Source organism: Flagellimonas beolgyonensis (genome assembly GCF_003992615.1).
Lineage (GTDB): Bacteria > Bacteroidota > Bacteroidia > Flavobacteriales > Flavobacteriaceae > Flagellimonas > Flagellimonas beolgyonensis.
Window position 1 is genome coordinate 101,008 of the sequence record NZ_RZMY01000015.1, and the last position, 14,453, is coordinate 115,460.

The following is a 14,453-nucleotide window of genomic DNA, read 5'->3' on the forward strand; positions in this document are numbered from 1 at the left end:
GCTTAATCCCTAAAAATTAGTCGCCCATTGAACAGTTCTTCCACCTCGATATTTGGCGGTCGGTTTACACTGATCACATCCCCAGTGGAACGAATGACCCCACTAATACGTTGTTGTGGATTCACAAATACATCATTGGTGCCACGATGATCCAGAACCACATTTTGCGCCACCAGATTTTCGGCCTCAATGCGAGAATCCCCTGCAGCAATGGAAACATTGAAGGTTTGAGCGGCACCCTTTAACTTAAAATAAGCAATGCCATTCACAATGATTCGGACATTGGTCGAGTTCAGTTCCAAATCAAAAGAACCATCGGTAGTTTCCGTTTCCGGGTTGGTAAAGCTTTCGGAAATCAGGGTCAAACTGGGATAATCCAAAACACCATCACTGGAAATAGGAAAACCAGTGCTGCTTCGAATTTCTGAAATATTGGGAGAAGTTATATAAATGGTGGTCAACCCATACTTCCGCACATAATTACAACCATTTTCGTTGCGCAAAACTAGGCGACCATCGATCACTTCCGCTGAAACATCGTTCAATAAAAACTCCCCAGTTTCCACTTCCACCTGTTGGGTTTCACCCTGTTTCAAAACCACATTAAGGTTTTCAAAAGCGGTAATTTTGGTAAACTCGGATACATCCAAAGTTTTTCGGGACAAATCCCCTGCATTTTGGAAGCAATCGGGTACATTTTCACCATTACAGGAGATTTGGAGAACAGTACAAAGCAAAACAAATACTTTCCAGATTCCTCTGGAAGCGATTAGTGTGCCATTTTTTTCCATTGTCAACATCCCTGCCTAAATTCTGATTCCTATTCCAAATTCCACTGCCTCTGCCTTCGCTGCATGCGATTTTAAGGTGATTGCTCCATACACCTTATCCCCGAAATATCTTTTGAGTCCAATCCTGTTGTACACCCTTCCTTCAAAATCGAACGGATAGTACACGTAGTAGCCCAATTGGGCGATAACGCTCATTTTGTTGATGAACAGTTCGTGCCCCAAAAACAGCCCTACCCGTTTATAATCCGTATCGGCGGCCACATTGTTTTCAGGAAATGCGATGGATTGGTAACGAATCAATTCCTTTAAAAAATTGGAGAAATAAACGTCCGTTCCCAGTTGAATGGCACTCCACCGCCCTACTCTCTTATCGGCATAGGCCGAAACTATCAAAAATCCGTAACGCCCCGAATTGATCACATCACTTTCGTTCACCCCTGCGCGTAACGCCAAATTCAACCGAATCGGTTCAGTAATTTTAACTTTCTCCCCGGGTTCCACAAATTCGAAAGTTTGATGATTGTCCAGATCATAGGTCAACCCAAAGTTCACCGCCATGGTATTGGTGGATGTATTGGGCGCCTTAAAATTGGCGTTCGAATAATGAATGAGGGAAATCCCAGCCTTGAAACCAAATCCCGCAACCAAGTTTTCCTTATGGTAGTTGAACATGACCAAGGTGCTTGCCAACAAGTGGGTACCATAGGCATTGTTCCTAAAATTGGTGTTTTTATCGTACGGGTTGGTACTGTAGGCCATTCCTTGCCCTATTCGAAGCTGCAGATTTCTTTTAAAAAAATAGAAGTTGTAATGGGCATACAATCCATAGAGGTCCCCCAATGTTGCATTGTTGGTGTTTTGGTAGACGAAGGAAACACCGGTATCCGGATAACCGAAATCGGATTCCCAATCCTCATGGCCATATCGTTTGCGGTTGAATCCCAAAATGAGCCCACCGGGATGCTCCGTGATCAAATGGGAAATATCGGTATTGTGCAACAAAATGGAGCCATAAAATTGACTGGCATCCACCGTATATTTTTTGGGCACTTCCCCGTTTTGGGAAAACCCAAAGAGCACACTTAAAAATAAAGTCAGGCTAAGTAGGTACCTCATTGGGCGCAAAAGTAGGAAATTAAAACACCTCCTTGGCAATATCCTTGATGTTATCCGATTTTCCCATGGAATAATAATGCAACACTGGCACTCCTGCAGCCTTCAATTCCTTGGATTGTTGAATGGCCCATTCCACACCAACCTGCCGTACCTCTTGATTGGATGTACAGGCTTCCACAGCCTCGATGAGCTCTTGTGGAATGTCTACTCGGAATACTTGGGGCAACAACTGCAGATGTCGTTTTACCGCGATGGGCTTTATTCCAGGAATGATTGGCACATTGATACCCAGGGCACGTGCAGCTTCCACAAATTCGAAGAATTTTTTATTGTCGAAAAACATCTGGGTCACCACATAATCGGCTCCGAGTTCCACTTTTTCCTTCAATCGTTTTAAATCGGATTGCAGGGATGGGGCTTCCATGTGTTTTTCGGGATAACCGGCCACCCCTATACAAAAATCACCACATTCGTTGGATTCAATGGTATCGTGCAGGTATTTACCCTGATTGATGTCATGAATCTGTTTCACCAATTCGGAGGCGAATTGATGGCCACCTTTGGTGGGCGTAAAGTATTTCTCCTCTTTTCTGGCATCCCCACGAAGTGCCATCACATTTTCAATTTCCAGATATTGACAATCCACCAATAGATATTCGGTTTCCTCCTTGGTAAAACCGCCACACAATACATGGGGAACGGTATCCACATCGTATTTATGCTTCAAAGAGGCACAAATACCTAAGGTTCCGGGCCGTGTTCGAGTCAGTTTTTTGTCCAACAAACCATCTTTCTCTTTATAGATGTACTCTTCCCGTGAGGTGGTGACATCAATAAAAGGTGGTTTGAACTCCATCAAGGGATCGATATTCCTGTAGAGTTCCTGTATACTTTTTCCCTTTACCGGCGGAACAATTTCAAAACTGAAAAGCGTTTCTCCCTTCGCTTTTTTTATATGGTCCGTTATTTTCATTTAATGGTCGTCTGCTATATTCGGTGCCAGCCACTTCTGGGCTTTCTCCAAAGTTATCTGTTTTCTGTTTGCAAAATCCGCTACCTGATCTTGGGTTATTTTGCCCAGTCCAAAATACTTTGCTTGTGGATGTGCAAAATAGTAACCGCTTACACTGGCCGCTGGCCACATGGCCAAGCTTTCGGTCAGGGTTACCCCAATATTTTTCTCGACATCCAACAATTCCCAAATGGTCAATTTTTCCAAATGATCGGGGCATGCAGGATAACCTGGGGCCGGACGAATGCCTTGGTACTGTTCCGCAATCAATGCCGTGTTATCCAATTGTTCATCGTCGGTATATCCCCAATAATTGGTCCGTACCTCTTTATGCAAGTATTCGGCAAATGCTTCCGCCAAACGATCGGCCAGTGCCTTAACCATAATGGAATTGTAATCGTCATGTTCCTTTTCGAAAGTTTCGGCCAGTTCTTGGGCGCCAAATCCGGTACTCACACAAAAACAACCTATGTAGTCCTCAATACCCGATTCTTTGGGCGCGATAAAATCGGCCAGTGCGATGTTGGGCACTCCTTCCCTTTTCTTGGATTGTTGACGCAGTGTCCTGAAAATTGCTTCCTCCCCTTTGGTCACAACCTCAATATCATCCCCATTGATTTGGTTGGCAGGAAACAATCCAAAGACCGCTTTCGCTTTCAATAATTTTTCGTCGAATATCCTCTGAAGCATCACCTGGGCATCCTTGAAAAGATCAGTGGCATGTTCGCCCACCACCTCATCCTTCAAAATGTCAGGATATTTTCCGTGCAGGTCCCAACTTCTAAAAAATGGGGTCCAGTCAATGTAATCCCTCAACAGGTTCAAATCTACATCCTCCAGCACTTGTATGCCCAATTGGCTGGGCTCTTTGACATCCGATGGGTTCCAGTCGATTTGAAGTTTGTTCTTTCGGGCTTCTTCAAGCGACAGATATTCCTTTTGCTTGCCCCGGTTCAGGAACTTTTCCCTGAAACTCTCATAATCGAGCTTGATAGATTTTTTGTAGTTCTCCGAATCTTTATGCAACAAATCACCCACCACGGTCACCGCCCTGGATGCATCGTTCACGTGCACCACGGAATGACTATACATCGGGTCGATCTTGACCGCTGTGTGTGCTTTACTGGTGGTGGCACCTCCAATCAAAAGGGGCACGTTGAAATTTTGGCGTTCCATTTCCTTGGCCAAGAACACCATTTCATCCAAGGATGGGGTAATCAAACCACTCAATCCAATTATATCCACCTGTTCTTCCTTGGCCTTGTTGATGATTTTTTCAGGAGGCACCATCACCCCCAAATCAACAATTTCATAGTTGTTACAGGCCAATACCACGCTGACAATGTTTTTGCCAATATCGTGCACATCGCCCTTCACTGTGGCCATCAGTATTTTACCAGCAGCCTTGGTATTTTTATCCTTCGATGCTTCGATATATGGCGTAAGGTGAGCCACGGCCTTTTTCATCACCCTTGCCGATTTGACCACTTGGGGCAGAAACATTTTTCCACTGCCAAATAAGTCACCCACCACGTTCATGCCGGTCATCAAATGACCCTCGATCACTTCCAATGGTTGCTCGACACTCAATCGGGCCTCCTCAACATCTTCCACGATGTATTGATCGATACCTTTTACCAAGGCTCGGGTAATTCGATCTTGTAAGGGTTCTTCCCGCCATGATAGATCTACTTTGCTTTCCTTCGCAGTACCTACAACAGTTTCCGCAAATTCAAGCAATCGTTCGGTGGCATCCTCGCGTCTATCCAGCAACACATCCTCTACATGCTCCAGTAAATCCTTGGGGATATCATCGTACACCTCCAACATGGTGGGGTTTACGATACCCATGTTCATCCCTGCCTTTATGGCGTGGTACAAGAATGCGGAGTGCATGGCTTCCCTTACCGTGTTGTTTCCGCGAAAGGAAAAGGACACATTGCTAACCCCACCACTCACACTGCAATATGGGAGATTTTTGCGCACCCACCGTGTTGCTTCGATAAAATCGATGGCATTGCGACGGTGTTCTTCCATCCCCGTGGCAACGGGAAATATATTCAAATCAAAAATGATGTCTTCCGGGGCAAATTTTACTTTGTTCACCAAAATATCGTAGGAACGCTTTGCGATTTCAATCCTGCGCTCATAATTGTCTGCCTGGCCCACTTCATCAAAAGCCATCACAATGACCGCTGCACCGTAGCGCTTGATCAATTTTGCCTGATGGATGAAGGTTTCTTCACCTTCCTTTAAACTGATGGAATTCACCACACACTTACCCTGGACCACCTGCAATCCGGCTTCGATGATTTCCCATTTGGAGCTATCGATCATGATGGGCACACGGGCAATATCCGGCTCGGAAACAATCAAATTCAAAAACTTGACCATGGCTTCCTTGCCATCGATCAGACCATCATCCATATTCACATCAATGATCTGGGCTCCCCCTTCCACCTGGTTTCGGGCAATGGCCAATGCCTCGTCGAACTTTTCTTCCTTGATCAAACGCAGGAACAGCTTGGAACCGGCCACATTGGTGCGTTCCCCCACGTTGATGAAATTGCTTTCCGGGGTAATGACCAGGGGCTCAAGACCACTCAGACGCAATACGCGTTCTTGGTTATGCGTTGTTCGTTTTTCGTTAAAAGCGCTCATAACTTCTTGTGATAGTTAATGAATCCATTCAGTAATTTTTTTACTCTTTCTACTTCATTCAGAATTCCATCAACGTCTGTTTCAGTTAGCTTTAAATCCTTTGCTAAAAGAATTTGGGTTTCAGCTTCAAACAGTGAACCTCTTGCAATATGTAAAAAATCTATGGTTTCCTTTGCTGTTTGTCTACCACATCCTTCTGCAATGTTGGAAGAAATGGAAATAACACATCTTCTTAATTGGGACGTTAGAGAAAACTGCTCTTCTTTTGGAAAAGTTCCAGAAAGCTCGTACACTCTCTTTACCAACTCTCTTGCTTGCACCCAAACATCCAATTCTTTGTAATCCATATCTTTGATTTCCAACAACGATTAACGATTAACGGATAACAACCTGGGTTTATAATTTTTTACCACCTCTGCAATTTGTTTGATGTGTTCCGGGGTGGTACCGCAGCATCCGCCCACAATGTTCACCAAACCTTTTTCCGCATATTCCTTGATTTGGGCCGCCATTTGTTCCGGGGTTTCATCATATTCCCCAAAAGCATTGGGCAAACCGGCATTGGGATGTGCAGAGGTTGCGAATTCCGTTTTGGCCGAAATCACCTCTAAATGGGGCACCAATTGTTTGGCTCCAAGAGCACAATTGAACCCGACCGATAGAATGGGGATATGGGATATGGAAATTAAAAAGGCTTCAGCTGTCTGCCCCGATAAGGTCCTGCCGGAAGCATCGGTTATGGTTCCACTGACCATTACGGGCACTTCAATGTTGCGTTCGTCCTTTACTTCTTCAATAGCAAAAAGGGCCGCTTTGGCATTCAACGTATCAAAAATTGTTTCGACCAACAATAGGTCTGCGCCACCATCCAACAACGCTTCGACTTGCTGTTTGTAAGCTTTTCGGAGTTCATCGAACGATACGGCTCGATAACCAGGATCGTTCACATCGGGCGACATACTCGCCGTTTTGTTGGTGGGGCCCATACTGCCTGCCACAAAACGTGGTTTACTGGGATCTTTTTCGGTATACTCTTGGGCAACTTGTTTGGCTATTCTTGCTGATTCATAGTTCAACTCGTATACCAATGCTTCCATACCATAATCAGCCATGGCAATGGTTGTCCCTGAAAAGGTATTGGTCTCAATGATATCGGCACCGGCATCCAAATAGGCTCTGTGGACATCGGCAATGGCCTTCGGCTGGGTCAACGACAACAGGTCGTTGTTTCCTTTTAGGTCACTTGGCCAATCCTTGAACCGTTCGCCCCTAAAATCTTCCTCCTCGAATTTATAGCGCTGCAGCATGGTACCCATGGCACCATCAAGCACCAAAATTCGTTCGTTCAGAATGTCTTCAATCTTTTGCATAACATAATCTCCTTTCTAAAAAGGCTATAATGGGATCAAGAAAAGCAAAGGAAATACTGCGAAGTATTCGATTCGTTATCCTTCCCCATTTGGCAGGACTTGCTCCTGACCTTCCCGAGAATAGTTCAGGATAAGGGTAGAATGTAGCACCTTCTCGAAGACGAGGGTTGCTAAGGCTTCGCAGGGTCCAATCCCTCCACCTTTCTTGATAACACTTTCAACTTATTAATGAACTGGACTGCAAAGAAACGGCTCTCCCTACTGAAAAGCAAAAAATGGACCTTGATTTTTACATTTCAAACAATAAAAAAACGGATTGAAAAATCAACCCGTTTTATAACACTCATTGTTAGATTTTAAATCATCATACCGCCGGAAGCTTCAATGCGTTGGGCGTTGATCCATCGGGCATCCTCGGTACAGAGAAAAGCCACTATGCCACCAATGTCTTCCGGCACACCTACACGCCCCAAGGCCGTAAATTTGGAAACAATGTCCCTTTTCACCTCATTGGTTTTGTTCTCACCCCCTCCAAAATCGGTTGCAATGGCCCCCGGTGCCACTACATTGGCCGTTATTTTTCGCGGTGCCAATTCTTTGGCCAAATACCGTGTAAACACCTCCACTCCCCCCTTCATGGAAGCGTATGCCGACGAATTGGGAATCGTAAATCGGGCCAATCCGGATGAGATATTGATTATTCTTCCACCATCGTTCAAATAAGGCAATGCTTTTTGGGTGAGAAAATAAACACCTTTCAAATGCACGTTCATCATCTCATCAAACTGCTCTTCCGTAGTGGACACAAAAGGTTCATAAACTCCCGTACCTGCATTATTGATCAGAAAATCGAAGGTGGAGGTTGCAAAGGTTTTTTTTAATCCATCCGCCAATTGATCATAAAACCTATCAAACGATTTAACATTGGAGGTGTCCAATTGCAGGGCCAACCCTTTCTGGCCCATTTTTACAACTTCGGAGACTACTTCATGGGCACTGCTTTTATTTGAATGGTAGGTCAACACCACGTCGAAACCTTTTTTTGCCAAGTTGACAACCATATTTCTTCCCAGTCCGCGACTTCCTCCGGTCACTAGTGCAATTTTGTTTTCTTTCATTTTAAATTGATTTTATTTTTCATGCAAATGTTGGGCTATATCCTTGAATGGATTTGCATGCTTCAATCCATTTCTTGCAAAAATCAAATTTCGATGCCCTTCCGAAATTTCAGAGGAGAAGTATTGGACAATTTTTTGAAGAAGTTGGAAAAATGGGCGGGATCTTCAAAACCAAGTCCAAAAGAGATCTCCGAAATGGTCCAATCCGTTCTTTTGAGCATTACCTTCGCCTCCTCAAAAATGCGCGCATGTATGATTGCCGTGGTAGTGAGTCCGGTGGTTTCCTTTAATACTTTATTGAGATGGTTTGCATGCACCGCCAAACGTTCGGCAAAATCGTTGGCCGTTCTAAGCGCCAATTGTTGTGAAGGCGTATTTATGGGAAATTGACGTTCCAACAATTCAACAAACAAATCGGTTATACGGGTGGAAGCATTTCTGTTGATTTCCATGGGCTGAACAGGATGTAGTTTTTGGCCCAGGTGCAACAGTTCCAACACATATGCCCTAATCAAATCAAATTTGTACACATAATCTGATGACAGTTCCCTTTCAATTTTTTTAAACAGGTGTTCCACTTCGGTAAACTCACCAGTATTGATGGTGAATATGGGCAGCCCACCAGGTTGGAACAGAGGCAGACTATCCAAGACCATCCCACTTTTATCCTTGGATAAAAAGTTTTCGGTGAAGACACAGAAGTAACCCGATTGATCCTCATCCTGGGGTACATAATGATAGGGAATGCGAGGTGATGCAAATAACAGGGCCCTATCTTCAATCTGAATTTCCTTGTCCGCATATTCGGCCTTGTTCCTTCCTTTGATCAAACTGATCTTGTAATAGGATCGTCGATCGTACCGCATTTCCCCATTGTTCAATCGAGTTCGGTATTCGGCAATGTTGAACACATTGAAATGACCAATGTCCTTTCCCAAGCCTTCGGGAAACGGAAGATTCAACTTTCCATAGAAATCCGTAAGGGTATATAAATCTTGCATCTTGTAAAATTCAAATATACTCCAAAACAAAAAAACCTTCCAAAAACAGTTTTGGAAGGTTTTGAGATAGATATAATGATTTTAATTGATGCTCTGAACCACTTCTTTTTTGGCTTCTTTTTTGGAACCATCAAATCCTTCAACCCCTCCAACGGTGGTATACTTCATCACATACCGCTTATCTGGATTGATGATCTGATAGGCATATTGACACATCACGGCCGCCTCATGGAACCCGGACAAGATCAATTTCAATTTTCCGGGGTAGGTATTTACGTCGCCGATGGCGAACACTCCGGGAACATTGGTTTGGTAGTCCATGGCATTGTTCACCTTAATGGCATTTTTCTCGATTTCCAGTCCCCATTTGCCAATCGGCCCTAGTTTGGGTGATAGGCCGAACAAGGGTATAAAGTAATCGGTTTCCAAATAGGTTTGTTCCTTGGACTCGTCATTGTATTTGATGACCACGGCCTGCAAATCGTCCTTGCCATGAATTTCGCTTACTTCAGCTTCGGTAAACAGTTGGATCTTGCCCAACTTGGCCAATTCCCTCGCTTTTTCAACTGAATCCAAAGCACCTCGGAACTCGTTTCTACGGTGGACCAAAGAAACTTCGGATGCCACATCGGCCAAGAATATGGACCAATCCAAAGCGGAGTCGCCCCCTCCGGAAATCACCACTTTTTTATCGCGGAACTCTTCGGGATCTTTGATCATATATTCCACGCCTTTACTTTCGAACAGGTCCAAATTGGCAATCAATGGCTTTCTGGGTTCAAAAGAGCCCAAACCTCCAGCGATGACCACGACGGGTGCCTGATGTTGTGTTCCTTTGTTACTTGTGACGATAAAAGAACCATCTTCTTGCTTTTCCAGGGTTTCGGCTCTTTCGCCTAAGGTAAACCCAGGTTCAAATGGTTTGATTTGCTCCATCAAACGTTCCACCAAATCCCCGGCCAATATTTCTGGGTAGGCCGGAATATCATAAATCGGTTTTTTGGGATAGATTTCCGCACACTGACCTCCTGGCTGTGGCAAGGCATCTATTAAATGGCATTTGAGTTTCAACAAACCTGCTTCAAAAACGGTAAAGAGTCCTGTGGGCCCCGCACCAATAATGATGATATCTGTTTTGATCATAATTTTCCTTTTAATTCCTCTCGGCTATCCATGGCCGATGACTTGATTACACTTTTACTAGCAATTCTTTTCCCTTGTTCCGGTATTCCTTTTGAATATCCTGTATTTTTTGGCGATGGTTGACTACCTCACCGATGATAATTATGGCAGGATTGGCCAACTGCTGCTCCTTTGCCTTGTTCTCAATGGAAGCAACAGTGCCAATTCCTATTTTTTCGTTTTCGGTGGTTCCATTTTGAATGATGGCCACCGGAATGTTTTCCTTTCCTTCGTTCTTGAAGAGTTGCATGATTTCTCCCAATTTGGACATGCCCATTAAAATGATGACCGTTGCGCTTGACTTTGCAGCTAAGGCCACATCATTGGACAGTTTGTGTTCTTTGGTGGTTCCGGTGATTACCCAGAAACTTTCTGCGGCACCTCTTTTGGTAACTGGAATATGTTGTGATGCTGGGACTGATACCGAAGATGAGATGCCAGGCACTACAGCCACTTCCACTCCAAAAGCAGCAGCATGTTCCATTTCCTCGGCACCACGGCCAAAGACAAACGGGTCCCCCCCTTTTAGGCGAACCACATGCTTCCCTTGTTGTGCACGTTCCACGATCAGATCATTGATTTGTTCTTGTTGGTAGGCATAACACCCTTTGCGTTTGCCCACGAAAATCTTTTCGGCTTTTGGTGCATACGCCAACAACTCCTTGGACACCAAAGCATCATACAGCACCACATCTGCACTTTGTAAGGCTTTGACTCCTTTTAATGTGATCAAATCCACATCCCCGGGTCCTGCCCCTACCACTGTCAACTTTCCGCTACGCATGTTGCAATTCCAATTTTCTGTATGCCTCCAACCGTTCCAACACGGTTTTGGCATCTTCCAAATAACTCTTGGCAAATGCTTCAGAAGGTTCATTTTGGTTCAATTGCAATGCCAATTGTTCAAATCCTCCTTCGAAAGCAATCTTTTCTGTCGCCACATACAATGCATCAAAATCCTTGATGATGCTCGCATGGGTATTGGTCTTCACTTTTTCTGCCGTGAGCAGGGCCTTGGCCGAGTTCACGATGGACTGGTAGGAATAATAGATACTTGCAGCCCATTTTTCTTCCTTGATGGCTTCTTCAGCGCTTTCCAGCTTCTCTTGGCTTTCAAAGAAAAGGGTGGCCACCAAATCCACAATGGCACCGGCACATTCCCCAATTCCTATTTCTTGTTTGTATTTCTCCTCATTTCCCCAATCGATAAAGTCTTCCGTGGTAAGGTTTTCCACATCGGTCAAGGGTTTCAGCAACTCATAGAAGTACAATTCTCCTTTTTCCGCATAATAATCAGTATAGGAGGTACCGTTTCCATTGGCTTCAAAATCATCCAAGATCAAACGAAGGGCCTGTGGACCTCTTTTACTTGGAATCTTTGCAACCTTGTCGGCAAACTTTCCTTGTCCATTACCCAGATTGCCACCGCCCAACAAAACTTGAAGTGCAGGTGCCACCAATTTATCCTTGGTTCGGATGGACATGCCCTGAAATCCAATATGGGCCATGGTATGTTGTCCACACGCATTCATACAGCCACTTATTTTAATGACTACATCGGGATTACTGATGTATTGTGGGTATTCTGCCTTGATAACACGTTCCAATTCGTCCGCTATTCCTGTACTGCTGGCAATGCCCAAGTTACAGGTATCGGTTCCCGGGCAAGCAGTAATGTCCAGTGCTTTGTTGTACCCTGCGTCCGCAAATCCGAGTTTTTTCAATTCCTGGTAGAAAAAGGGCACCAGTTCGGTTTTCACAAAAGGGATCAAGATGTTTTGTCGCAACGTCAAACGAAGTTCGCCAGCAGCGTAGTCTTGGACCAATTTGGCCAATTCCCTTGCTTTATCGGTATAGAAATCCCCCAGAAGCACCTTAATTCCAATGGCCACATATCCATCTTGTTTTTGGGGCACCAAGTTGGTCGATTTCCATTGTTCAAAAGCTTGTTCATCTTCAACTTGAACGTCCGGAACTTCCACTTGGGCCACTTTAATGGCCGGATAGTTCCAAAATTCTATGGGATAGGATTGATGGGGCACTGCCAATTGTTCTTCCTCCAACAAGGCCTTAAATCCATCCAAGCCAATATCCTTCAATAAAAATTTCATACGGGCTTTGGCCCTACTTTTTCGTTCTCCATACCGGTCGAATACACGAACCACCTGTTCCATAAGGGGAATTATTTGGTCTGTAGGCAAAAAGTCATACAAAGCATCGGCATGTCGTGGTTGTGAACCCAATCCGCCTCCCAGCATCACTTTAAAACCCCTTACCCCGTTTTGCAATTTGGCGATAAAGCCGAGATCGTGCATGTAGGACAATCCGGTATCGGCATCACTTGAGGAAAAAGAAACCTTGAATTTCCGACCCATTTCCTGACCGATGGGATTCCGTAAAAAATATTCAAAAACGGCCTGGGCATACGGCGATACATCAAAGGGTTCATCCACATCGATGCCTGCTGTTTCACTCGCGGTAACATTACGGACCGTGTTGCCACAGGCTTCCCGTAGCGTTACCTCATCGCGTTCCAGCTCGGCCCACAATTCTGGGGTGCGTTCCAGGTCCACGTAATGGATCTGGATATCCTGACGGGTGGTGATGTGCAAACGTCCTCGGGAATATTCATCCGAAACATCGGCAATGCGCAACAATTGCTTGGATGTCACTTTTCCGTAGGGCAGTTTGATACGAATCATCTGAACGCCTGGCTGACGCTGTCCATAAACCCCGCGTGCCAATCGAAGGCTACGGAATTTCTCCTCGTCGATATTTCCTTCCTTGAACTGGCGGATTTTTTTCTCCAATTCAATGATATCCTTTTCTACAATCGGATTTTCTATCTCTGTTCTAAAACTTTGCATATCCTAGTTATCCTATTATTTTTATAGGTTTATAACAAAAACCTTTCCCTACCCCTGAAAATATAACACGGGTTGATTTTACTCTATGAACCCAACACCTGCTGTGTTGTTGGTTCTACTGTCGATAATGATAAAGGAACCGTTGGTTCTATGTTCTTTGAACCTATCGTAAAAAATGGGCTTGTTCAATCGCAATTGCACTCGGGCAATATCGTTCATCTGCAATGAAACCACATTTTCTTCTATCCCGGAATAATCGGGATGAATCTTGTGTTGAATGGCATCCACTTTGGCCAAAACTTTGTTCACCCCGTGTTGTACCACATATTTTCCGCCGGTCACCAAATTATTGGAATCCATCCAGGAAACCGTTGCGGTCAATTGTTTGTCGATGGTGGGCAAATCTCCCACTTTGACCAACATATCACCACGACTCACGTTGACCTCATCCTCTAAGGTGATGGTAACGGATGAACGTCGAGGTGCAGTTTGATACTCTTGGTCGTAAAAATAAATGGCCTTGATCTTGGAACGGGTCATGGAGGGCAGAACAACCACTTCATCACCCACACTTAGTTCACCACCATATACTTTACCGGCAAACCCACGGAAATCATGGAACTCGTCCGTTTTTGGCCGTATCACATATTGTACGGGAAAACGCGGGGTACCTGTATTGTAGATATCCTGAAGATCCAATTCTTCCAAATGTTCCAACAAGGTTGGACCTTGGTACCACGCAGTGTTAACGGATTGATGTACCACATTGTCACCTTTAAGGGCACTTACCGGTATAAATGTGATTTTTTGATCTTGATAGTCCCGTTTGCCCATCAACTCCTCAAAGTCCGATTTTATTGAATTGAAAACATCTTCTGAGAAATCCACCAGATCCATCTTATTGATGGCCACAATCACATCCTTAATGCGCAACAGGTTGTTGATAAAAAAATGCCTATTGGTTTGTTCGATCACCCCTTTTCGGGCATCGATCAAGATAATGGCCGCTTGTGATGTAGAGGCTCCGGTAACCATGTTCCGGGTATATTCCACATGGCCAGGGGTATCGGCAATAATGTAGCTCTTGGATGCGGTTGAAAAGTAGATATGGGCCACATCAATTGTAATACCCTGCTCCCTTTCGGCCACCAAGCCATCGGTTGCCAATGAAAAATCGAGGTAATCGTACCCTTTTTGTTTACTGGTTCGCTCTATGGCTTCCAATTTATCGTCGGTCAATGATTTAGTATCGTACAACAATCTTCCGATCAAGGTACTTTTTCCATCATCCACACTGCCTGCTGTTGCTATTTTTAAAACTTCCATATTTAGTTT

Annotated in this window: 12 protein-coding genes and 1 riboswitch; all 12 genes read right to left on the reverse strand. The window is 44.5% G+C overall.

Annotated features, from left to right (window positions below):
* Positions 1–2: 2 nt before the first annotated feature.
* The 12 genes from EO131_RS10555 to EO131_RS10610 all read right to left on the reverse strand — a co-directional run bounded on the left by EO131_RS10555 (position 3) and on the right by EO131_RS10610 (position 14,444).
* Positions 3–665, reverse strand: coding sequence for a head GIN domain-containing protein (locus tag EO131_RS10555; RefSeq protein WP_241243830.1), 663 nt, complete (start codon positions 663–665; stop codon positions 3–5).
* A gap of 141 nt (positions 666–806) precedes the next feature.
* Positions 807–1,907, reverse strand: coding sequence for an acyloxyacyl hydrolase (locus EO131_RS10560; RefSeq protein WP_127021650.1), 1,101 nt, complete (start codon positions 1,905–1,907; stop codon positions 807–809).
* A gap of 19 nt (positions 1,908–1,926) precedes the next feature.
* Positions 1,927–2,880, reverse strand: coding sequence for a methylenetetrahydrofolate reductase [NAD(P)H] (metF, locus tag EO131_RS10565; RefSeq protein WP_127021652.1), 954 nt, complete (start codon positions 2,878–2,880; stop codon positions 1,927–1,929).
* Positions 2,881–5,580 (reverse strand): methionine synthase, encoded by a 2,700-nt coding sequence (metH, locus tag EO131_RS10570; protein ID WP_127021654.1) that lies wholly within the window; start codon positions 5,578–5,580, stop codon positions 2,881–2,883. It lies immediately after the preceding gene.
* The gene (locus EO131_RS10575) at positions 5,577–5,927 is read right to left on the reverse strand and encodes a four helix bundle protein (RefSeq protein ID WP_127021657.1); all 351 of its coding nucleotides are present in this window, start codon (positions 5,925–5,927) and stop codon (positions 5,577–5,579) included. The genes metH and EO131_RS10575 overlap by 4 nt, the downstream gene beginning before the upstream one ends.
* Positions 5,928–5,948: 21 nt before the next feature.
* Positions 5,949–6,950 carry a homocysteine S-methyltransferase family protein gene (locus EO131_RS10580; protein ID WP_127021659.1) on the reverse strand — a complete coding sequence of 334 codons (1,002 nt, stop codon included), beginning with the start codon at positions 6,948–6,950 and terminating at the stop codon, positions 5,949–5,951.
* 103 nt (positions 6,951–7,053) lie between these two features.
* A riboswitch (SAM riboswitch) is annotated at positions 7,054–7,165 on the reverse strand.
* A gap of 141 nt (positions 7,166–7,306) precedes the next feature.
* The gene (locus EO131_RS10585; protein WP_127021661.1) at positions 7,307–8,068 is read right to left on the reverse strand and encodes an SDR family oxidoreductase; all 762 of its coding nucleotides are present in this window, start codon (positions 8,066–8,068) and stop codon (positions 7,307–7,309) included.
* A gap of 83 nt (positions 8,069–8,151) precedes the next feature.
* A complete protein-coding gene (locus EO131_RS10590) occupies positions 8,152–9,069 on the reverse strand; it encodes a helix-turn-helix domain-containing protein (protein WP_127021663.1) in 918 nt (305 codons plus the stop codon).
* 81 nt (positions 9,070–9,150) lie between these two features.
* A complete protein-coding gene (locus EO131_RS10595) occupies positions 9,151–10,212 on the reverse strand; it encodes an NAD(P)/FAD-dependent oxidoreductase (RefSeq protein WP_127021665.1) in 1,062 nt (353 codons plus the stop codon).
* A 46-nt stretch (positions 10,213–10,258) separates the two neighbouring features.
* On the reverse strand, positions 10,259–11,035 hold the full coding sequence (cobA, locus tag EO131_RS10600; protein WP_127021667.1) for a uroporphyrinogen-III C-methyltransferase: 777 nt from the start codon (positions 11,033–11,035) through the stop codon (positions 10,259–10,261).
* Positions 11,028–13,118 carry a HEPN domain-containing protein gene (locus EO131_RS10605; protein ID WP_127021669.1) on the reverse strand — a complete coding sequence of 697 codons (2,091 nt, stop codon included), beginning with the start codon at positions 13,116–13,118 and terminating at the stop codon, positions 11,028–11,030. Before EO131_RS10605 ends, cobA begins: the two co-directional genes overlap by 8 nt.
* Before the next feature lie 78 nt (positions 13,119–13,196).
* Entirely contained in the window at positions 13,197–14,444 is a 1,248-nt protein-coding gene (locus tag EO131_RS10610; RefSeq protein ID WP_127021671.1) for a sulfate adenylyltransferase subunit 1, read from the reverse strand.
* Positions 14,445–14,453: the final 9 nt, after the last annotated feature.

What these genes read in the sequence shown, in the direction of transcription:
- EO131_RS10560 (WP_127021650.1), bottom strand. Translation starts at nt 1,907, where the DNA reads ATGAGGTACCTACTTAGCCTGACTTTATTTTTAAGTGTGCTCTTTGGG.
- metF (WP_127021652.1), bottom strand. Translation starts at nt 2,880, where the DNA reads ATGAAAATAACGGACCATATAAAAAAAGCGAAGGGAGAAACGCTTTTC.
- metH (WP_127021654.1), bottom strand. Translation starts at nt 5,580, where the DNA reads ATGAGCGCTTTTAACGAAAAACGAACAACGCATAACCAAGAACGCGTA.
- EO131_RS10575 (WP_127021657.1), bottom strand. Translation starts at nt 5,927, where the DNA reads ATGGATTACAAAGAATTGGATGTTTGGGTGCAAGCAAGAGAGTTGGTA.
- EO131_RS10580 (WP_127021659.1), bottom strand. Translation starts at nt 6,950, where the DNA reads ATGCAAAAGATTGAAGACATTCTGAACGAACGAATTTTGGTGCTTGAT.
- EO131_RS10585 (WP_127021661.1), bottom strand. Translation starts at nt 8,068, where the DNA reads ATGAAAGAAAACAAAATTGCACTAGTGACCGGAGGAAGTCGCGGACTG.
- EO131_RS10590 (WP_127021663.1), bottom strand. Translation starts at nt 9,069, where the DNA reads ATGCAAGATTTATATACCCTTACGGATTTCTATGGAAAGTTGAATCTT.
- EO131_RS10595 (WP_127021665.1), bottom strand. Translation starts at nt 10,212, where the DNA reads ATGATCAAAACAGATATCATCATTATTGGTGCGGGGCCCACAGGACTC.
- cobA (WP_127021667.1), bottom strand. Translation starts at nt 11,035, where the DNA reads ATGCGTAGCGGAAAGTTGACAGTGGTAGGGGCAGGACCCGGGGATGTG.
- EO131_RS10605 (WP_127021669.1), bottom strand. Translation starts at nt 13,118, where the DNA reads ATGCAAAGTTTTAGAACAGAGATAGAAAATCCGATTGTAGAAAAGGAT.
- EO131_RS10610 (WP_127021671.1), bottom strand. Translation starts at nt 14,444, where the DNA reads ATGGAAGTTTTAAAAATAGCAACAGCAGGCAGTGTGGATGATGGAAAA.